The 19,823-nt window shown below is 65.8% G+C and carries 19 protein-coding genes and 1 pseudogene; 9 read left to right on the forward strand and 11 right to left on the reverse strand.

Features of this window, described 5'->3' with window-relative positions; all coding sequences use genetic code 11:
* Nucleotides 1–105 precede the first annotated feature (105 nt).
* The 3 genes from J8I29_RS20570 to J8I29_RS20580 all read right to left on the reverse strand — a co-directional run bounded on the left by J8I29_RS20570 (nucleotide 106) and on the right by J8I29_RS20580 (nucleotide 2,786).
* Nucleotides 106–942, reverse strand: a complete 837-nt coding sequence (locus J8I29_RS20570; protein WP_209433069.1) for a phosphoenolpyruvate hydrolase family protein — start codon at nucleotides 940–942, stop codon at nucleotides 106–108.
* Between the two features lies 1 nt (nucleotide 943).
* Entirely contained in the window at nucleotides 944–2,155 is a 1,212-nt protein-coding gene (locus tag J8I29_RS20575; protein ID WP_209433070.1) for a Tm-1-like ATP-binding domain-containing protein, read from the reverse strand.
* Between the two features lie 292 nt (nucleotides 2,156–2,447).
* The gene (locus J8I29_RS20580; protein WP_105863280.1) at nucleotides 2,448–2,786 is read right to left on the reverse strand and encodes a hypothetical protein; all 339 of its coding nucleotides are present in this window, start codon (nucleotides 2,784–2,786) and stop codon (nucleotides 2,448–2,450) included.
* A 501-nt stretch (nucleotides 2,787–3,287) separates the two neighbouring features.
* On the opposite strand from J8I29_RS20580, the gene J8I29_RS20585 reads away from it, so the two are divergent.
* Nucleotides 3,288–4,067, forward strand: a complete 780-nt coding sequence (locus J8I29_RS20585) for a mechanosensitive ion channel domain-containing protein (protein ID WP_245197187.1) — start codon at nucleotides 3,288–3,290, stop codon at nucleotides 4,065–4,067.
* A gap of 18 nt (nucleotides 4,068–4,085) precedes the next feature.
* Here J8I29_RS20585 and J8I29_RS20590 read toward each other — a convergent pair whose 3' ends face one another.
* From J8I29_RS20590 to ilvD, 3 genes are all read right to left on the reverse strand, one after another.
* Nucleotides 4,086–4,964, reverse strand: a complete 879-nt coding sequence (locus J8I29_RS20590; RefSeq protein WP_209433071.1) for an NAD(P)-dependent oxidoreductase — start codon at nucleotides 4,962–4,964, stop codon at nucleotides 4,086–4,088.
* Nucleotides 4,965–5,016: 52 nt separating this feature from the next.
* On the reverse strand, nucleotides 5,017–5,631 hold the full coding sequence (locus J8I29_RS20595) for a TetR/AcrR family transcriptional regulator (protein WP_209433072.1): 615 nt from the start codon (nucleotides 5,629–5,631) through the stop codon (nucleotides 5,017–5,019).
* A gap of 172 nt (nucleotides 5,632–5,803) precedes the next feature.
* Complete coding sequence (ilvD, locus tag J8I29_RS20600; RefSeq protein ID WP_209433073.1) at nucleotides 5,804–7,477, reverse strand: dihydroxy-acid dehydratase; 1,674 nt, start codon at nucleotides 7,475–7,477, stop codon at nucleotides 5,804–5,806.
* A 144-nt stretch (nucleotides 7,478–7,621) separates the two neighbouring features.
* Between ilvD and J8I29_RS20605 the strand changes: the two genes are divergently transcribed.
* The 7 genes and pseudogenes from J8I29_RS20605 to ptsN all read left to right on the forward strand — a co-directional run bounded on the left by J8I29_RS20605 (nucleotide 7,622) and on the right by ptsN (nucleotide 13,372).
* On the forward strand, nucleotides 7,622–8,542 hold the full coding sequence (locus J8I29_RS20605; RefSeq protein WP_209433074.1) for a LysR family transcriptional regulator: 921 nt from the start codon (nucleotides 7,622–7,624) through the stop codon (nucleotides 8,540–8,542).
* The gene (locus J8I29_RS20610; RefSeq protein WP_209433075.1) at nucleotides 8,543–9,040 is read left to right on the forward strand and encodes a GNAT family N-acetyltransferase; all 498 of its coding nucleotides are present in this window, start codon (nucleotides 8,543–8,545) and stop codon (nucleotides 9,038–9,040) included.
* 143 nt (nucleotides 9,041–9,183) lie between these two features.
* Nucleotides 9,184–9,993 (forward strand): MBL fold metallo-hydrolase, encoded by an 810-nt coding sequence (locus tag J8I29_RS20615; protein ID WP_209433076.1) that lies wholly within the window; start codon nucleotides 9,184–9,186, stop codon nucleotides 9,991–9,993.
* A gap of 210 nt (nucleotides 9,994–10,203) precedes the next feature.
* Nucleotides 10,204–10,734 (forward strand): annotated as a pseudogene (locus tag J8I29_RS20620) (methylated-DNA--[protein]-cysteine S-methyltransferase); the annotation flags it as partial.
* 248 nt (nucleotides 10,735–10,982) lie between these two features.
* Nucleotides 10,983–11,924: a glyoxylate/hydroxypyruvate reductase A gene (locus J8I29_RS20625; RefSeq protein ID WP_209433078.1), complete on the forward strand. Its 942-nt coding sequence runs from the start codon at nucleotides 10,983–10,985 to the stop codon at nucleotides 11,922–11,924.
* A 285-nt stretch (nucleotides 11,925–12,209) separates the two neighbouring features.
* Nucleotides 12,210–12,791 carry a ribosome-associated translation inhibitor RaiA gene (gene raiA, locus J8I29_RS20630; protein ID WP_105863272.1) on the forward strand — a complete coding sequence of 194 codons (582 nt, stop codon included), beginning with the start codon at nucleotides 12,210–12,212 and terminating at the stop codon, nucleotides 12,789–12,791.
* Nucleotides 12,792–12,907: 116 nt separating this feature from the next.
* Entirely contained in the window at nucleotides 12,908–13,372 is a 465-nt protein-coding gene (gene ptsN / locus J8I29_RS20635; RefSeq protein ID WP_105863271.1) for a PTS IIA-like nitrogen regulatory protein PtsN, read from the forward strand.
* A 118-nt stretch (nucleotides 13,373–13,490) separates the two neighbouring features.
* Here ptsN and dapB read toward each other — a convergent pair whose 3' ends face one another.
* The 5 genes from dapB to J8I29_RS20660 form a co-directional block, all read right to left on the reverse strand.
* Nucleotides 13,491–14,306 (reverse strand): 4-hydroxy-tetrahydrodipicolinate reductase, encoded by an 816-nt coding sequence (gene dapB, locus J8I29_RS20640; RefSeq protein ID WP_209433079.1) that lies wholly within the window; start codon nucleotides 14,304–14,306, stop codon nucleotides 13,491–13,493.
* 450 nt (nucleotides 14,307–14,756) lie between these two features.
* Nucleotides 14,757–15,236 carry a ribosomal protein S18-alanine N-acetyltransferase gene (gene rimI / locus J8I29_RS20645; RefSeq protein WP_209433080.1) on the reverse strand — a complete coding sequence of 160 codons (480 nt, stop codon included), beginning with the start codon at nucleotides 15,234–15,236 and terminating at the stop codon, nucleotides 14,757–14,759.
* A 93-nt stretch (nucleotides 15,237–15,329) separates the two neighbouring features.
* Complete coding sequence (gene tsaB / locus J8I29_RS20650) at nucleotides 15,330–16,007, reverse strand: tRNA (adenosine(37)-N6)-threonylcarbamoyltransferase complex dimerization subunit type 1 TsaB (RefSeq protein WP_209433081.1); 678 nt, start codon at nucleotides 16,005–16,007, stop codon at nucleotides 15,330–15,332.
* A gap of 565 nt (nucleotides 16,008–16,572) precedes the next feature.
* The gene (locus tag J8I29_RS20655; protein WP_209433082.1) at nucleotides 16,573–17,226 is read right to left on the reverse strand and encodes an isoprenylcysteine carboxylmethyltransferase family protein; all 654 of its coding nucleotides are present in this window, start codon (nucleotides 17,224–17,226) and stop codon (nucleotides 16,573–16,575) included.
* Nucleotides 17,227–17,562: 336 nt separating this feature from the next.
* Nucleotides 17,563–19,008 (reverse strand): HAMP domain-containing sensor histidine kinase, encoded by a 1,446-nt coding sequence (locus J8I29_RS20660; protein ID WP_209433083.1) that lies wholly within the window; start codon nucleotides 19,006–19,008, stop codon nucleotides 17,563–17,565.
* Nucleotides 19,009–19,437: 429 nt separating this feature from the next.
* Between J8I29_RS20660 and rpsO the strand changes: the two genes are divergently transcribed.
* A complete protein-coding gene (gene rpsO / locus J8I29_RS20665; protein ID WP_105865551.1) occupies nucleotides 19,438–19,707 on the forward strand; it encodes a 30S ribosomal protein S15 in 270 nt (89 codons plus the stop codon).
* Nucleotides 19,708–19,823 lie beyond the last annotated feature (116 nt).

The raw sequence follows: 19,823 nt of genomic DNA on the forward strand, positions 1-19,823 counted from the left end.
AGCGAAGCAATCCAGTTTTGCGGACACGGTGCTGGTGGCCCTGAATTGCTTCGCTGCGCTCGCAATGACGGAACTATGGCCTGGCAATCGATCTTTGATGACATGCTATTTTCCGATGCTGAGGTTCTTGAACGCCTGGGTCTGGGCGACCAGCGCCTTTTCCACCGGCAGGCGCTCCATGCTGGAAGCGCCGTAGAAGCCGTGGCAGCCCGGGCAGTTGGCCACGATGAAGCGGGCGTCCTCCGGCTCGGCGATCGGCCCGCCATGGCAGAGCACGATGATCCCGTGCGAGACTTCGCGCGCGGCGGCGGCGATGGCATTGATCTCGCCCACGCAGCTTTCCAGGGTGAGCGCGGTATCGGCGCCGATCGCCCCGCCCGTGGTCAGGCCCATATGGGCGACGATAATGTCGGCCCCGGCCTGGGCCATGGCGCGCGCATCGTCCGGATTGAAGACATAGGGCGTGGTGAGGAGGTCCTTCTCGCGCGCCAGGCGGATGAGATCGACCTCCAGGGCGTAGCCCATGCCGGTTTCCTCCAGATTGGCCCTGAACTTGCCGTCGATCAGGCCGACGGTCGGGAAATTCTGGATGCCGGCGAAGCCCATCTCCTTGAGCCCATCGAGGAAGGGGCCGAACTGGCAGAAGGGATCGGTGCCGTTGACGCCGGCGAGCACCGGCGTGTGCTTGACCACAGGCAGCACCTCGCGGGCCATGTCGACCACGATCTCATTGGCGTTGCCATAGGCGAGCAGGCCGGCGAGCGAGCCGCGGCCGGCCATGCGATAACGGCCGGAATTGTAGATCACGATGAGGTCGATGCCGCCGGCTTCCTCGCATTTGGCCGAGAGGCCGGTGCCGGCGCCGCCGCCGATGATCGGCCGTCCCTGCGCGATCATGCCGCGAAACCGTGCTAGGATACTCTCGCGCGCGCTTGCGCCCATATCAATGCTCTCCAACAATGCTCTTGAAATTCGCCAGCAGGGCCTGCGCGAAGGCAGGATCGTTCATCCCCGCGGGCACGCGGATGAGCTGGCGCCGGGGTGTCTGCTGGATTGTCGCCTCCAGCGCCGCGAACAGGGCGGCGTCGGCCTCGGGATCATGGAAGGGCATGTCGGGCGCATCGAGGAGCGAAACACCGCCTTCGGGGATGAGGAAGCGCACCTCGCCCTCGCATTGGTTGAGCTTCTCGCCGATCCAGCGGCCCATCTGCGCATTCTCCGCCGCCGTGGTGCGCATCAGCGTGACCTGTGGGTTGTGGACATAGAGATTGCGGCCGCGATAGCGCTCCGGCACGCTGTCGAGCGCCCCGAAATTGACCATGTCGAGCGCGCCGCAGGAGCCGACATAGGGCACCTTGGTGCGGGCGATCGCGCCGAAGCGGTCTTCGGTCGCCGCCAGCACGCCGCCGAACAGCAGGTCGCAGACTTCGGTGGTGGTGACGTCGAGCACGCCGGCGATCAGGCCCGAATCGACCAGCTTTTCCATCGACTGGCCGCCAATGCCGGTGGCGTGGAAGACCAGGCAGTCATAGTCGGCGGAGAGATCGTCGACGAGCTGGTTCACGCAAGGCGTGGTCACCCCGAACATGGTGAGGCCGACGGCCGGCTTGTCGTCGGCCTCGGGGGCTGCCTCTGCCCGGCCCCGCGCCATGCCGGCAATCGCATTGGCGGCATTGCTCATCACCACGCGCGAGATGCGGTTGAGCCCGGCCACGTCCGTCACCGAATGCATCATGGTGATGTCGCTGGGGCCGACATAGGCGGCGACATTGCCGGAGGCGACGGTGGAAACCATCACTTTGGGCGTGCCGACCGGCAATTCCCGCATGGCGGGCGCGACCAGGGCGGTGCCGCCCGAGCCGCCGAGGCCGATCAGGCCGGCGACGTCGTCGCGCGTTGCGATGAAGCGGGCGAAGGCGAGCGCCATGGCGCTGACGGCCGAGCCGCGATCGCCGGTGAACACCGCCTCGGCCCCGCCGGGATGGCTGGCCGCCACGGCGGCAGACCCCACCTCGACGTCACTCTCCGAGCCGCTGGTGGAAAGGTCGACCCGGGTGACGTCGAGCCCATGGGCACGGATGCGATCGGCCACGAAATCGAGCTCGGTTCCCTTGGTATCGAAAGTTCCCGCCACATAGACGCTCGACCCGGCCATCGCTCCCGCTCCCGATTGTCTTATCGTTGGGGCGGAACGCTAGCACGGACGCAGTGAGCACGTTAAGAGCGGATGGGAAGAGGCCGGCGCTTCTCCCATCCGGCTGCCTCGACAGCGGGACGCAGCTGCGGCGGATCTCGACCATCGGGCTCGCTGGTGGACGTGCCCCTTTCGCTGCCAGCCGGCCGGGCGCGTCCACTGCATGAGCGGCGCCGTGCTGGACAAAGCAAGGCCCCGGGCTTGAGCCTGCGTGGCTCATGCCCAGCGGCGCCCTGCGCGAAGGGGAGGCGCGTCAGGAAATCGCGGTCCGCAAGGTCCTGTTGTCCTCGCGAGCTTCCCAGGAATGGCCGGGCGGTCCGCCCGAATGAGGCGTGCCTCCGGGATGCTTCGTATCCAGATTGCCGGGTACCATCGCGGAGGCGAAGGGGTCGCCCGACCGGCCATTGCCGACCCAGTCGGTGAATTGCAGCAGCTGGGCGAGGCTGGCGGGACCCGAGTCCGCCGGCAGCCAGCGGCGCAATTCATAGGGATTGACCGTCATGTAGCGCACGGTGAAGCCTTGCACCTTGCCCGCTTCGCGCCAGTCGGCCACCAGCCGCAGCCAATCCGCATAGGGGATATGCAGGGACAATAATTCTTCGAGGAAGGGATAATGTGTTCTCGTAACTCGGGGAAGAAACAGGAAATGCATAGTATTCCCCCGTAGATTTGAGAGATGATCGGAACTTATCTGTCCGGCAGCATATCCCGTAATTTCCTACCTCTGGAAGTCGCCCAGACGGATTAGAGAATTAAACCGGTTGCTTAATACTTGTTGGTTATGTTGACGTGCTGCTTTGCGCCGCCATGATAGTCAACGGTATTAAACGGTAGCGCGGTTCGCGACTTGCGGCTGCGTTCAAGCGGTGCGATCGAGCCTGTCGCCCCGAATCACGGCATGCCTGCCCGGCGCACCGGCCGGATGGCCGAGAGGGCATCGACGATGCAAACGCGATTGCCCCGCCGGCGGGGAACGCTTTTCGAGAGGGCCACTGTGAGATCCGTCGGTCTCGGCAGGCCGCAAGGGCTTTAGGCGTGCCACCCGGCCGTGCTATCGGGAGGCCCGCCCGCTCCCCGCCACAGGAGGCTCCCCTTGCCGATCGACCTCAACGGACTTGGAAACCTGTTCATTCTCTATGGCATCAACTGCCTGGGTGCCCTGGTGATCACGCTGATCGGCTGGTGGGCGGCCGGCATGCTGGAGCGCCTGACCGCCAGGACCCTCACGGCGACCTCGCGCATGGACCCGATCGTCACCGCCTTCCTGTCGAGCCTGGTGCGCTACGGCGTGCTGGTGCTGGTCTTCGTCCTGATCCTGCAGGTGATCGGCATCCAGGCCACCAGCCTCGTGGCCGTGCTGGGCGCCGCTTCACTGGCCATCGGCCTGGCGCTGCAGGGCACGCTTTCGAACATGGCGGCGGGCGTGATGCTGCTGCTGTTCCGGCCTTTCCAGCTCGGCGACAGTATCGAGGTGGCCGGCAAGGCCGGCACGGTCAAGAACCTCAATCTGTTCATGACCGAGCTCGCCAGCGGCGACAATGTGCAGGTGCTCATTCCGAACGGGCAGGTCTGGGGCTCGCCGATCACCAATGTCTCGGCCTATCCCACCCGCAGCGTCAATGTGAAGGTGCCCGTGCCCTATGGCGGCAATGCCGAGGCGGTTTCCGGCGCCATCCGCGATTTCCTCAGCCGCGACGGCCGGGTGCTGCCGCTGCCGGCCGCCTCGATCGTGCTGTCCGGCTTTACCGACAAGGGCGTCGACGTCGCCGTGCAGGCCTGGGCCAAGGCCGGCGACGCCGATGGCCTCAAGGCCGAGATCGTGCGGCGGGCTTCGGCGGCACTGGCCGATGCCACCGTGGCGCCGGCGTCCTGAGGAGTGCTCTCCCGTCCGTCACTTCTGCGCGGCACGCCGCTCGGCGACGCGCGAGAGCGCGGCCCAGTCGAGATGGCCTTCGCCATGGGCCAGGGCGTCCAGATGGTTGTCGCGCAGCACGCCGGCGAAGGGCAGGGGCACATTGACGGCATCCGCCGCCGCCAGGGCCAGGCGCACATCCTTCAGGCCGAGGGACAGCTTGAAGCCGGCGGGCTCGAAGCGCTCCTCGGCGATGGCGGCGCCATAGCCCTTATAGGGCGGCGCGGCGAAGATCGTCGAGGTCAGCATCTCCAGGAAGGCGGCCTTGGCCACGCCATGGCCTGATGCCAGCGTCGCCGCCTCGGCCATGGTCTCGATGGCGCTGGCGATCATGAAATTGGCGGCGAGCTTCACGGCCGCGGCCTGTTCGGGGCGGTCGCCGAAGCGCCAGGTCTTCTGGCCCAGCACGTCGAACAGGGGCTGGACGCGGTCGAGCTGGGCGGCATCGCCCGCCGCCAGGATGTTGAGCTGGCCGGCTTCGGCCACGTTCACGCGCCCGAGCACCGGGGCGGCGACATAGAAGAGGCCGCGCGCCGCGTGCTCGGCCGCGAGGTCGCGGGTGAAGGCGACCGAGACGGTCGCCATGTTCACCAGGACGGCGCCCCTGGCGAGGGCCTCCAGCACGCCCTGGGTGAGCAGGACGTCCCGGCTCGCCTCGTCGTCCGCCAGCATGGCGATCAGCACTTCGGCGCCCTCCGCTGCTTCGGCCGGGGCGGCGGCCGGCTCCGCCCCCAGCGCCGCGAGGCGGGCAACCGGCTCCTGCGAGCGGTTCCAGGCCCGCACGCGGTAGCCTGCCTTCACCAGATTGGCGGCCATGGGCAAGCCCATGGTGCCGAGGCCCAGAAAACCGACTTGCATGATCGAGACTCCTTATTTGGAAATGATCGTTTCCGAATTGGCCGAAGAAAACTCAGTCGAGCACCTTCAGGGCGAGATCCACGATGGCGGCCATGTCGCCGTGCCGGCGGCCGGTCTTGCCGATCACGCGCATGCCGAGCAGGACGCACAGGAGGGTGCGCGCCGCCTCGGACGGGTCGAGATACGGATTGACCGAGCCATCAGTCTGTCCCCGCCGGATCAGCTCGATCAGCAGCGCCTCGTTGCGGCGCAGCGCCTGCGCGACCAGCTCGGCGAGATCGTCATCCAGGGTCACCAGTTCGACGGCGCTGCCGACGACCAGGCAGCCGCGGCGGCCTTCGAGGTCATGGGCGGAATCGACATAGAAATCGAGCACGGCGCGCAGCCTTTCGCGGCCGGTGGGCAGCCCTTCCATGCGGGCCCGCAGGCCGGCATTGCGCAGCGAGGTATAGCGTTCCAGGGCCGCGACGTAGAGTGCGCGCTTGTCCTTGAAGGCCTTGTAGAGGCTGCCTGCCGTCAGCTCCATCGCCTTGCCGAGATCGGCGATCGAGGCGGCATGATAGCCGCGCTCGCGAAAGGCGAGAATCGCCTTGTCGAGCGCGGCCTCGAGATCGAACTCCCGGGGCCGGCCGGCCTGGCGCGGGGAATCGGTGAGGGAGATGGACATGGAAGGAGATTAGGAAATGATCGTTTCCTAATCAAGCACCTTGGAAGAGGACAGGATATCCGCGGTCCCAGCCGCGCCGTTCCCCGCGTGACATCTGCCAGGTTCGCTCTGGAGACGCCGCGGCTGGGACCCCGGACTTCCAGTCCGCCCTTGGAAACACCGCACTCCCCGATCAGCCCGTCACCGCCCCCTCGCTGGCCGGGCGGGCGAGTGCCGCGAATTTGGCGAGCACGCCGCGCGTATAGCGCGGTGCGGGCTGGCGCCAGGCGGCGCGGCGCTTCGCGAGTTCGGCGTCGTCGACCTCCAGCTGCAGGCTCTGGCGGCGGGCGTCGATGGTGATGGTGTCGCCCTCCTGGACCAAAGCGATGGTACCGCCCTCATAGGCCTCGGGTGTCACATGGCCGACCACCATGCCCCAGGTGCCGCCCGAGAAGCGCCCGTCGGTGATCAGGCCGACGCTGTCGCCCAGGCCGCGGCCGATGATGGCGGAGGTCGGCGCCAGCATTTCCGGCATGCCAGGCCCGCCCTTGGGGCCGAGATAGCGCAGCACCACGACGTCACCCGGTTTGATCGCGTCCGATAGAATCGCGTCCATGGCCGACTGTTCATCGTCGAACACCCGGGCCGGGCCGCTGATATAGGGGCTCTTCAGGCCGGTGATCTTGGCCACGGCCCCGCCCTCGGCGAGATTGCCCTTGAGGATGGCGAGATGCCCTTCGCGATAGATCGCCTTGTCGACGGGGCGGATGACGTCCTGGTCGGCGCGCGGCACGTCCGGCACCTCGGCCAGTTCTTCGGCCAAAGTGCGCCCGGTGATGGTGAGGCAATCGCCATGCAGGAGGCCGGCATTGAGCAGGAGCTTGAGCACCTGCGGTACGCCGCCGGCCTTGTGCAGGTCGACGGCCATGTATTTGCCCGAGGGCTTGAGGTCGCAGATCACCGGCACCTTGCGGCGCATGCGCTCGAAATCGTCGAGCGTCCATTCCACCTCGGCGGCATGGGCGATGGCGAGGTAATGCAGGACCGCATTGGTCGAGCCGCCGGTCGCCATGATCAGCGCCACGGCGTTCTCGATCGACTTGCGGGTGACGATGTCGCGCGGCTTGATGCCTTGCCTCACCGCCTCCACCAGCACGCGGCCGGATTGCGCCGCGCTGTCGATCTTCTCCTGATCGGGATTGGCCATGTTGGCCGAGTTGAGCAGGGACATGCCGAGCGCCTCGAAGGAGGAGCTCATGGTGTTGGCGGTGTACATGCCGCCGCACGAACCGGTGGTCGGGCAGGCATTGCGCTCGATGCCGTCGAAATCCTCCTGGCTCATGGTGCCGGCCATGAAGGAGCCGACCGCCTCGAAGGCGGAGACGATGGAGAGGTCCTGGCCCTTCCAGCGGCCGGGCTTGATGGTGCCGCCATAGACATAGATCGCCGGGGCATTGGCGCGCAGGATGCCGATCATGCCGCCCGGCATGTTCTTGTCGCAGCCGCCGAGCACCAGCACGCCGTCCATCCATTGGCCCTGCACCGAGGTCTCGACGCAGTCGGCGATGACCTCGCGCGAGACCAGCGAATATTTCATGCCCTCGGTGCCCATCGACATGCCGTCCGAAATGGTCGGCGTGCCGAAGAGCTGCGGGTTGCCGCCGGCCGCCTTGATGGCGGCCGCGGCCGCATCGGCCAAAGGCTGCAGGCCGGCATTGCAGGGCGTGATGGTGGAATGGCCGTTGGCGATGCCGATCATCGGCTTGTCGAAATCGGCCTTCTCATAGCCGAGGGCATAATACATCGCCCGATTGGGCGAGCGGGCGACGCCCTGCGTGATATGCCGGGAACGCTCGTTGATCGGCATGGGATCCTCCATTGGCGGGCGCGCCGCCTTCAAAATCCCGCCCATGCTAGAGCCGTTCCAATCGTTGGTAAAATATATGTTTCTGGCGTTATTAGGTCGAGAAAGATATTGATGATCGACAATACCTCGTCTTGGAAAAAACCCATGGATCTGCGGCAGCTGCGCTATTTCCTCACCGTGGCGGAGGAGTTGCATTTCGGCCGCGCCGCCGAGCGGCTGGCGATGACGCAGCCGCCGCTCAGCCAGGCCATCCAGGCGCTGGAGGCCGAACTCGGCGTCAAGCTGTTCGCCCGCACCAAGCGCCATGTCGCGCTCACGCCGGTCGGGCGCGAATGGCTGGCGCATGCCCGCCGGGTATTCGAGGATGCCAGTGCCCTGCCGGAGATCGCCCGCCGCCTGTCGCGCGGGGAGGCCGGCCTGTTGCGTCTCGCCTTCGTCTCGACCGCCGATTACAGCCTGCTGCCGGGTCTGGTCAGTCTCTTCCGCGATCGCTTTCCGGCCGTCGAACTGGCACTCCTGGAGATGACCAGCGATCTGCAGATCGAGGCGTTGCTGGAGGAGAAAGTCGATGTCGGCATGGTGATCGCCTCCTCGCGCACCAGCCTGCCCGGAGCGCTCGACTACCGGCCGCTGCTGCGGGAGCCGCTGGTCGCGGCCGTGCCCGCTGCCTGGACCGAGCAAGGGCGCTCAGGTTTCGCAGAGCCGGACCTTCCGGTCGATGCGCTCATGGCGGCGCCTCTCATCCTGTTCCCGCGGCGCAGCGCCCCGGCTTTCCACGACATCGTCTCCGGCTATTATGCCGCCCATGGCGCGGCTTTGCCGGTCAGGCAGGAGGCGATCCAGATGCAGACGATCATCAGCCTCGTCGCGGCCGGCATGGGGCTGGCGCTGGTGCCGCGGTCGCTCCAGCGCCTGCAGCGCCAGGGCGTGCGCTATCTGGCCCTGCGGGACGCCGCGCCCGTGATCGAGACCGGGCTCGCCTGGCGTCACGGCGATCGCTCGCCCGCCCTGCGGCGGTTTCTGGACGTGGTGGAGAAGGAAGCACTCGGGAAGGAAGCCGTCTGAATGTCCGTCGCCATCCGACGCCTCGGCCCCGCCGATTCCATCGATTACCGGGCGATACGGCTCGATGCACTCGCCACCGCGCCCGAGGCCTTCGGCAGCACACACGCAACCGAGAGCGCCAGGCCGCTCGCTGCCTTTGCCGAGCGGCTGTCCCAGGCCGTGGTGTTCGGGGCCTATATGGGCGATCAGATCGTCGGCATGGCCGGCTACCGGCGACAGGACGGCCTCAAGGACAGGCATAAGGGCGAGGTCTGGGGCGTCTATGTCGCGCCGCGGTGGCGCGGGCAAGGCGTCGCCGGCGCGCTGATGACGGCGGTGATCGAAGCCGCCCGCGGCGAGGTGGAACAACTCCTCCTGGCGGTCGTCGACGGCAATGACGGCGCCCTGGCGCTCTATCGCCGGCTCGGCTTCGAGGTCTATGGCGTGGAGCCGCGGGCGCTCAAGACCGGGAACCGCTATCTCGACGAGGCGCTGATGGTGCTTTTTCTCGAGCGCTGAGGGTGGATGCGGGATGTCCTGTCGCGCCGGGAATTGCCTGGCTGGAGCCCGCTGGCGGGCACCGCCTCCGGTGCGCTTATTGGATGACGGCATCGCCGCGGAACGATAAGATTTCCCTCCGAGAAAAAAGTGATCCTCGAAAAATGAAACGAATAGGCTCCGGCGAATTTCATGCCGCCTATGAATTTGGTTCGCTGCGTCTGGTGTCGCTGCGCGACGGCTATGTCGATATGCCGGTAACCCGGTTGCGGCAGGCGAATGACAAGACGTTCGGCGAGGACCTGCCCTCTCAGCTGCGGCTTGTCGATGGCGGGCTGCGGCTGTCCGTCAACGCTTTCCTGCTCGATGACGGCACGGAGGCGACATTGATCGATACGGGTGCGTCGAACGCCTGGGATCCGAGCATGGGATTCCTGCCCCAGGCCCTGCAGGAGGCGAATATTGCCGCCGAGCGGATTCGGACGGTGGCCTTCACCCACACCCATCTCGATCATATCCAGGGGCTGATCCTGCCGGATGGGCGGGATGCCTTTCCCCAACTTTCACGCCTGCTGGTTCCCGAGGAAGAGCTCGGCCGATTTCGAGCCGAAGCGAGACTTCAACGGTTTCACGGCCGGGAAGAGCCTTTCGCGGCGGGGCAGCGCATCACGCCGGCCATAGAAGCCCTGGCTGCAGCCGGCCACGAAAAGGGGCATACCTGCTTTCGCGTTACCAGCGATGGCGAAACCGTCCTGATCTGGGGCGACACCATTCATGTGCCGTCGCTGCAATTCGAGCGGCCGGAAATCACCTGGGAATTCGACGCGGATCAGGACAAGGCGCGTGAGAGCCGCATGCGAATAATGGCATTGGCGACCGAGGAGGGCTGCTATGTCGCGGGTGCCCATCTCGACTCGCCGGGCGTCGGGCGCCTCTTCCGATCCGGAAGCGGCTTTCGGTTCGAACCGCTGTGAATGGGCGGCAACCGCATCGATGTCGGCAGCGCCTGTAGCCGGCCGCAGGAATCGGGTTGCCCGCATCGGGCCCGCGATCCAGTCTTGCATCTTCTTTCGAGGCAGGACGGTTCGGGCATGCATGCATGGAGTGAGGACGAGGACTGGGCCGAGGCGGGCCCGAGGCGGGAACAGGACGTGCGCGACACGGTGATACGCGCGGTGGAGGAAACCCCGCCCCACCTCAAGGGACGCGACCTGCTCAAGGCCGATTGGATCGCCACGCCCCTCGGCGCCATGCTGGCCGTGGGCGATCGCCATGCCCTGCATCTCGTCGAGTTCTTCGATCGCAAGGCCCTGCCGGGCGAACTCGCCCGCCTGCGCAAGGCCGCGCGCTCGGCCATCGCCTTCGGCCGCACGGCGGCGATCGATGGCATCGAGGCCGAGCTTGCCGCTTATTTTGCCGGCCGCTCGCCGGTCTTCGCCACGCCGCTCGCCCTGCATGGCTCTGATTTCACCCGGCAGGTCTGGCAGGGGCTGCGGCAGATCCCGGCCGGCATCTGCCTGTCCTATGCCAGGCTCGCCGAGAGGCTGGAGCGTCCTTCCGCCTTCCGGGCCGTGGCCCGGGCCAATGGCGCCAACCCGTTCGCCATCGTCGTGCCCTGTCACCGCCTGGTCGGCTCCGACGGGGCGCTCACCGGCTATGGCGGCGGCCTCTGGCGCAAGCGCTGGCTGATCGAGCACGAAAAGCGCTGGAGCTGATCGCGGAAGGGCTGGGAGCGCCGGTTGAGCGTCCATAGGTGTTGGGACGAAGGACTGGCCAAGATGATCGGATGCCCCTCATCCTCACCTTCTTCCCGTAAGAACGGGGCGAAGGGGCGGCTGGCATGGCGTCTTTCGCTTTCTCCACCATGCTATGGACGAGCATGTCCGCACCCGGGAATGAAACTTTGCAGGGCCGCGCTTGCTCTGTAAGAGGGGCAAACCCCTTCTTCCAGGAGATCTCCCCCATGGCCCTACTTCTGTGCATCACCCAGTGGGAAGTCGAGCCCTGGCTGGAGCGCCTGCGCCGCCTGGCGCCGGAGCGCGACATCCGGGCCTGGCCCGATGTCGGCAATCTCGCCGACATCACCTATGCGGCCGTCTGGAAGCAGCCGCCCGGCCTGCTGGCGAGCCTGCCCAATCTGAAGGGCATCATTTCGCTCGGCGCCGGCGTCGACCATGTCCTGTCCGATCCGACCTTGCCCAACGTCCCGCTCGGCCGCGTGGTGGACGACAATCTCACCACCCGCATGAGCGAATGGGTGGTGATGCATGCCCTCATCCATCTGCGCAACCAGAACGACTACTATCTGCTGCAGCGCCAGAAATTGTGGCGCGAGGTGATGCCCTCGCCGGCGGCGCATGAATTGCGGGTGGGCGTGATGGGCCTGGGCGTGCTCGGCGTCGATGCCATCGGCAAGCTCAAGACCATGGGCTTCGACGTCGCCGGCTGGAGCCGGACCCCCAAGCAGATCGAGGGCGTGAAGACCTATGCCGGCGGCGAACTCGACGCCTTCCTGGGCCGCACCGACCTGCTGGTCAGCCTGCTGCCGCTGACGCCGGAGACCAGGGGCATCCTCAACCGGTCCCTGTTCGAGAAGCTCGCCCATGACGGCGTGCTCGGCGCTCCCATCCTGATGAATGCCGGCCGCGGCGGCCTGCAGGTGGAGGCTGACATCATCTCGGCGCTCGATGAAGGCGTGCTGCGGGCCGCCACGCTCGATGTGTTCGAGACCGAGCCGCTTCCGGTGGATAACCCGCTTTGGGAGCACCCGCGCGTGACGATCACGCCCCACAATTCGGCGATCTCCGACGAAGACGCGGTGGGGCGTTTCGTGCTGCGCCAGATCGAGCGCCACGAGCGGGGATTGCCCTTCGATGCGCCTGTGGACGCCGCCCGGCACTATTGATGCGGAAACGGCCGGAGGCCTTTTGTAACTATTTGATTTTATTCTTAAAAATTGAATGGAGACGGCTTTCGGACAAATCGCTCCGCCTGCCTGCGGCGGGCGGCGTGAAAATAATGTAACGTTGACGCCGCCTCCATACGGTCTTACCTAATTGAGGGGTGATCGCAAGGTGTGTCGCCAGTTATGGCTTTGGGCTCCACGGAAGCCATAACTGACGGCATGCCCTGAAATCACCACCCGGATGCGGGCCCCTTGGCCTGCGTGTCTCAAGAAGCGGAGCGAAGCATGACGCTGCGTGTCTCAGGACAAAATCTCGACATTGGCGATGCCTTGCGGACCCACGTTCAGGCGCGGGTTGCCGAAAGCCTGTCGAAATATTTTGACCAATCCTACACCGGCCAGGTCACCGTGAAGAAGGAAGGCACCGGTTTCCGGACCGATTGCCGCATTCATCTTCCCACCGGGCTTACCCTGCAGACCGAATCGATGGCGCATGACCCGCATGCCAGTGTCGATTTGGCGACGGAACGCCTGACCAAGCGTCTCAAACGCTACAAGCACCGCATCAAGGACTATCATGCCGGCCCGGATACCGCGACCACGGCCGAGTCGACCGACTACATCATTACGGCGCCGAACGACGAGGATCTGTCTCCCGAAGAGTTCACACCGGTGATCGTCGCGGAGAATACCACCAAGATGAAGCGGCTGTCGGTGAGCGAGGCCGTTGTCGACCTCGATTTGACCGGCGCGGCCGCCCTGGTTTTCCGTCACGCTGGACATGGCCGCGTGAACGTGGTTTACCGCCGCCCCGATGGCCATATTGGCTGGATCGATCTGCCGCAGACAACGGCAGAGTCGACCTGACAGGCCCACCCAATCGAGCGCCCGCCTCCGAAGAACAATTCTGAAGGGGCGGGCGCCAAGCTATTGAGCCGGCCCTTTCGCATGGGCTCCCGGCTCGAACCCCCGCGAGGAATGCGATGCCTTTGAGTGATCTGCTGCCGCAGGATGCTGTGCTTCCGGCGCTGAGAGTAAACTCGAAAAAGCAGGCTCTGCAGGAAATCGCCGAACGTGCCGCTGCATTGACCGGCCTGGGCGAGCGAGAAATCTTCGATACGCTGCTTCAGAGGGAACGCCTGGGCTCGACCGGCGTCGGCAACGGCATTGCCATCCCGCATGGCAAGCTGGCCAAGTTCAATCGGATCTTCGGCCTGTTCGCCCGCCTGGAGCGCCCGATCGACTTCGAGGCCCTGGACGGCCAGCCCGTCGACGTCATCTTCCTGCTGCTGGCGCCCGAAAGCGCCGGTGCCGACCATCTGCGCGCTTTGTCGCGTATTGCCCGCATGCTGCGCGATCCCCTCATCGTGCAGAAGCTGCGGGCCACCAGCGACGCAGCGGGCCTCTATTCGATCCTGTGCGAGGAGCCGGCGTCGCACGCGGCGTGATGGATCGGAGCGCAAGTGGAGGGTCGATCTCCAGATCGACCATCTTGGATAGGCTATGCGTGAAGGAGAGCGAAGAAGGTCGATCTGGAGATCGACCCTCCAATCCGCACCCGCTTTTTCAAAAATCCGCCAGCCCCAAGACATCGGCCATGGAATAATAGCCGGGCTTGCGGCCGAAGCCCCAGAGCGCGGCCTTGAGGGCGCCCCTGGCGAACATCGTGCGGCTTTCGGCCTTGTGGGAGAATTCGAGGCGTTCGTTCTCGCCGGCGAAGATCACGCTGTGCTCGCCAACCACGGTGCCGCCCCGCAGCGTCGCAAAACCGATATGGCCCTTCTGGCGGGCGCCCGGATGGCCGTCACGTACCCGGTCGGCATTAGCGTCGAGATCGATGCCGCGGCCTTCGGCTGCGGCTTGGCCCAGCATCAGGGCCGTGCCCGAGGGGGCATCGACCTTGCGGTTGTGATGCATCTCCAGGACCTCGATGTCGAAATCGGCATCCAGGCTCCTGGCGACGCGCTTGACCACGGCCGCCAGCAGATTGACGCCCAGGCTCATATTGCCGGACTGCACGATCACGGCATGCCGGGCGGCGGCCTTGAGGCGGGCAAAGTCTTCCTTGGAGAGTCCGGTGGTGCCGATCACATGCACGATGCGCATCTGAGCCGCGAGGGCAGCGAGCTCGACGGTGGCGGCGGGGGCGGTGAAGTCGATGATGCCCTCCGCCGAGGTCAGCAGGCCGAGCGGATCGTCGGTGACGATGACGCCATTGGCATCGAGCCCGGCGAGGCGTCCGGCATCCTGGCCGATGGCGGGCGATCCCGTCCGCTCGATGGCGCCCGCGAGCACGACCCCCGGGGTCTCCGCGATCATGCGGATCAGGGTCTGCCCCATGCGCCCGGAGGCGCCTGCTACGACGAGCCGCATGTCGGCCATGGTGAAACTCCTTGCTTGCCGGGCGCGCGGACGTTCCATCCATGGGCGCTGGGATAGGTGAAGAGCGCGACGTCAGCCACCCCTTCGCCCCGTTCTTACGGGGAGAAGGTAAGGATGAGGGGCGGCGCGACCGGATAGTCCGGACGCTTTGCGCAGCCCCTCACCCTTACCTTCTCCCCGCTTCGCAGGGCGAGGGAGGCCCGACCGTTGCGCTTCTTCGTCGGGTCTACCATCTCGCTCGACCGTTGTCCTAGAGCGTTTTTCAGAAAAATCGATAGATCCTTCGATGAAGAAAACGCGCCAAAACAAGGGGTTAGAGAAAAGGTGCGATTAGAGCATCGCGCCGAAAAGTGGGTACCGGTTTTCGGCAAAAAAGATGCGGCAACAAGGAATTACAGCATCGAGCCTGATTCAGAAATCAGGTTCGATGCTGTAGCCGCGCATACGGGGTCATCTCAACGCCCGCTCCATGATGACAGCCGTCGCCGGCGGTCCCTTGGCGCGGGCATAATAGGCCTGCCGCCTGGCGATCTCGTCGAAGCCGTGGCGTCGATAGAGGCGAAGAGCGGCGACATTGTCTTCGGCGACCTCCAGGAAGACCTTGTGCGCGCCTGCTGCCGCGAGCCGTCCGAGATGGTGCTGCAGCAACAGGGTCGCCAGTCCCGCACGGCGGGAGGCAGGCGCGACGGCGATAGTGAGGATCTCGGCCTCATCCACCACCAGGCGCGACAGGGCAAAGCCCGTCGGCGCTCCCTTGCCGCCCGGCCGGGCGATATGGGCGATCGTCAGGCGGTCGGCCAGCATGCGTTCGAATTCATGCGCATCCCAGCCGCGTTCGAAGCCCGAGGCGTGGATGGCGGCCAGGCCTGCCGCATCGCCGGCCCTGGCGTCGCCGATGACGGGAGGCTGTGTGCGGCCGAACCAGCTCATGGACGTTCCCTTATCATTGGCGGCCATTCCCGGGAGCTCGGCGTCCTCGTCCGCTCCTGGAAACGCGGCGCTCGCAGGCTCATCGCCCTGTCCTCACTGCCGTGCGATCTGACCGTTCTGCTGCGGCGTCGCGTCGGCGGGCTTGAGATAGGTCGGCTTGGGCGGCGAGTCGGCGGGGTCGGCGAGCAGGCCGAGCCTGGCCACCCAGTCGATATCCGGCGCCGGGCTGGCATCGACGATCTGGCCGGCCGTGCCGGCGGCCTTGGCCTCCTCGAACAGCAGCGGCGCGGCCGGCCCGGCCATCTTCACCGTCGCCGGTCCGAGCACGCGGGCCGCCTCGCGCAGCGGGATGCAGCCGGCCTCGACGATGCTGCGGCCGCGATTGGAGAAGAGTTCGAAATAGACATGGCCATGGCGCGCATCGATGGCGACGGCGACGTGCTGGCCGTCATTCTCGTCGATATGGGGCGCGGCGATCGCCGCCAGCGTGGAAATGCCGACGCAGGGCACGCGCAGCGACAGGGCGAAGGCCCGCGCGGCCGAAATGGCCACGCGCAGCCCGGTGAAGGATCCCGGCCCGACGGTGGTGGCGACGCGGTCGATCAGGGAAAACCCGCCCGCCCGCTCGACGACGTCGCGCACCAGCGGAATCAGCGCCTCGGCCTGGCCGCGCGCCATCGGCAATGTCTGCGAGACGATGGCGCCGTCATCGGAATCGAACACGCTGGCCGAGCAGGCTTCGAGGGCTGTGTCGATGGCCAGGATACGCATGGAAAACACCTATGGCATTTTGCGATGTGGTGGCGACACCGAAAATCGCAAAGACGCGTTCGAACAAGGAGCGGGAGCAAAAGAGCGCTTCCGTGTAAACGCGCTTTGCTCCAGGAGAGGGCCGGACCGTCCGGCAGCCGCAAATCCCAGCGATATCGCAGGACTTGGTGCCTGTGCAACGCTTTCCTGGCGGCGCAGGCGCTGGGCTCCTAAGGGGTTTTGCGATTTGGCGCAATCGCCAGGAATCGCAAAGACGCGTCCAATCAAAGAGTTGCAGCAATGCGGCGTATCCGTCTGAACGCGCTTTGCTCCAGCAGGCGCGGGCCTTCAGACCGCCTCTTTCCAAAAATGACAGCAGGCGGGTCCGAAGAGCCTGACCGAAAAATCTGTCAAACTCGGCTTTTGCCATTGCCGGGCTTCGTCCCGGCAATCCAGCGCGGCAATCTCGACAAGTGGCGGTATCGGGATGCCCGGAACAAGCCCGGGCATGACAAAACCGAGCCTTTCGCCGCTCTGTTTGCGATGATTGAACCAGGCTCCGAAGACCCGCCCCGGATGCGATGCTTCACGGCACCAGCAGGTAGATCGGCAGATAGCCCTGATTCTGCAGGAGTTCGACCAGTTCGGCCACCGGAAAGGCGGCCAGGAACAGGCAGGCGTCCAGAAAGGTGCGCGTCACCAGCGAGGTCTGGATCTCCAGCGTCGGCACCGAGCGCCACAGCGCGAAATTCGGTACGAAGCGGGGGACGCGGGCGCAATAGGCGTCATAGACCGCGCCGAACTTGTCGTGGAGGAACTGTTCCTCCTTATGCGTCACGATGGTGAAGATCACCACGGTGATGGTGAAAACCAGCGCCGTGGTGGTGAGAGTGCCGAACTGCGCCCCGGCCCCGGCGGCACCGATGAAGGAGAAGACGTAGAGCGGATTGCGGCAGATCGAGTAGGGGCCATCCTCGACGATGAGCTGCTTCTTGCGTCCGCCGATATAGAGGGAACACCAGGTGCGCCCGACGATGGCCACCACGATCAGCACCAGTCCGACGCTTTCGATGGTCTCGTGGAAGCCGTGGCCGGCCTCATCCTGCCACAGCGAGTCGGTGAACAGCAGCACCACGAAGCCGAGTACGCCGAGGAGGCCGAGGACGATCCGGCGTGTGGTCTGCACGGCATTGATGTCGACGGGATTGCCGACATCGCCGCTGCCCTTGATATTGTTCATGAGCCTACCCGATTGGGGTTCTGGTCGAGCGCGACCAGCTCCCCAGCGTCACGCCAATGCGATCGTCCCGACACGGGACCGGCACGACTCTAGAGCAAAGCGCGTTCAAGCGTGAACGCTTATTTGCTCTAGCTCATTGTTCTGACGCGTCTTTGCGATTCTTGATGACTCCGTCTAATCGCAAAACGCTATAGCGCGCCGCGCCGCGGTCGTCCATGCGCGGGGCGCCGCCGACGCAGCCCCGAACTCAGGTTAACGAGTGCCGTTAATACCCTCCCCCTCCAGGGGAGGGGGAATCGTGACTGTCGCTAACCCGAGGCCGGCGTTGCCGATCCGTCAGGCCGGACGGTCGGGTATGGTGATCCGGAACGTCGCGCCGCTGCTCTCCGCCGTCTGCTCGATCAGCGCCAGCGTGCCGCCATGGGCGCGCACGAGCTCGGCGGCGATCGCCAGGCCGAGCCCGGAGCCGCCGGGGCGTGTCGAGCCTGAGAAGGCCTCGAACAGCTTCTGGCCGGCTTTCAGCGAGACCCCCGGGCCGTTGTCCGCCACGTCGATGGTCACCACGGCGCCGTTCCGCCGCCCGCTGATCTCGATCCGGTTCGGCGAGGCGTCGGGCGTGACATGGCCCTCCAGGGCCTGCACGGCGTTGCGGCACAGATTGAGCAGGACGCGCGAGAGCTGGTCGGGGTCGGCGTCGATCTGCAGGTCCGGTTCCAGCGTCTCGACCCATGCCAGCCGATCGTTCGCCTCGCCGAGGCCGAGCAATTGGCGCGTATCGGCGACAACAGGGGCGAGTGCGATCCGCCGCCGCGTGGGCAGCGGCTCGGAGGCGAGCCCATAGGACAGCGTCGACTGGCAGAAGGCGATGGCCCGGCCGATGGTCTGGATCAGTTTCGGCGCCAGCCGCTGCACGATGGGATCGTCGGTCTCGGTCAGGCGGTCGGAAAACAGCTGCGCAGCCGCCAGCATGTTGCGCAGGTCGTGATTGATCTTGGAAACGGCGAGACCCAGCGCCGCCAGCCGGCTCTTTTGCTGCAGCATGCCGTGGAGCTGGCGCTGCATGGCGGCGAATTCGCGTTCCGCCACGCCGATTTCGTCGCTGCGGCCGGAGGTGCGGATCACGCCCGCCTCATCCTCCGGGTCGGCGGCAAAGCGCATCATGGCGCCGGTGAGCCGGCGCATCGGGCGCACGATGAACAGGCTCAGGGTGAGATAGATCAGGCCGGCGGTGATGGTGGAAATGGCCAGCGTGATCACGAGCCAGCGCCGGGCGAAGTCGTACATGCCCTGCTGGAGCGGCGTCTCGTCGACGACGATCTCGACATATTGCCCGTGCATGGGCGCATCGCCGACCACACGGATGAAGCGTCCCTTGGGCGCCAGCAGCGTGTCGAGCGCGTCGCCGATCGCCTCCATCGCCGTGAGGCTGCGCAGATCTGTGGCGATGGCCACGGTGGGCGGCATGTCGGAGGAAGCGAGCAGCCGCTTGCTGTCGTCGGTCTTCAACGCCACCATCTTGGCGCCCACCGAGGCGAGGATCTGCCGGGCGAGATCGTCGGAAACCATGCCGTCGGGCGCCGCTTCCAGCACCAGCGCCGCGGTGATGGCGGAGGCGATGCGATTGGAGAGCCAGTTGCGCCGATAATTGGCCACCACCGGCAGGTAGACCAGCACCTCGGCCAGCAGGCCGAACAGGATGGTTAGGACGAGCAGGCGGGCCGATAGTCCGAAACGGCCGGGCCTGTTGCCGGGCAGGGGGCTGGTGGGGGTGGAACGGGGCACGTCTTTGCCTTAAAGGAATTTAGGGAGCCTCGCCAGAGGGCTTGATGCGGTGCACTTGCGCTGTCTTGGATTTGGCACGACCTTTGTCATTGCCGGGCTTGACCCGGCAATCCAGCCTCTTGCTCGATTGCGTCGGGGGGGACGGGATAGCCGGGTCAAGCCCGGCTATGACAAATCGGAGCGGTGTCTCCTTAAGCGAACGGCGTTTCACCCGCGCTTGCTTTTTTCTGGCTTTTTGGGCGCGCTTCGACTATAGGGCCGCATCCCGGCGCGGATGTGCCGGATTTTGCCCGCCCCCGCCGACCCCGCTGGACGACATCCCGGCCGGGCCCTGGTGGACGGCGATCCTGGCCAGATGGCCCTTTCGTCGCAAGACGGTACCAGCAATCGCGCGCTCCGCGCCGCGATGCTTCATGAAAGGAAGACCCGATGTCGATCAGCCAAGAGCGCAAGACCGCGCTCATCAAGGAATATGGCTCCAAGGCCGGTGATACCGGTTCCTCGGAAGTCCAGATCGCGATCCTCACCGAGCGCATCACCAATCTGACCGGCCATTTCAAGTCGCATGTGAAGGACAACCACTCCCGTCGTGGCCTTCTCAAGATGGTGGCTCTGCGCCGCTCGCTGCTCGACTATCTCAAGTCGCGCGACGAAGCCCGCTACAAGTCGATCATCGAGCGTCTCGGCATCCGCCGCTAAGACCGATCAAGCCCGGAAGGCTCCATGCCTTTCGGGCTGTTCCCTTTCAAGACCGGGACGCGGCGGCATGGGGCCGGCGCGAAAGCCCACAGACCGGATAGGCAGCAGGCCATGGC

It is taken from the genome of Labrys sp. LIt4 (genome assembly GCF_017813775.1).
Taxonomy (GTDB): Bacteria; Pseudomonadota; Alphaproteobacteria; order Rhizobiales; family Labraceae; genus Labrys; species Labrys okinawensis_A.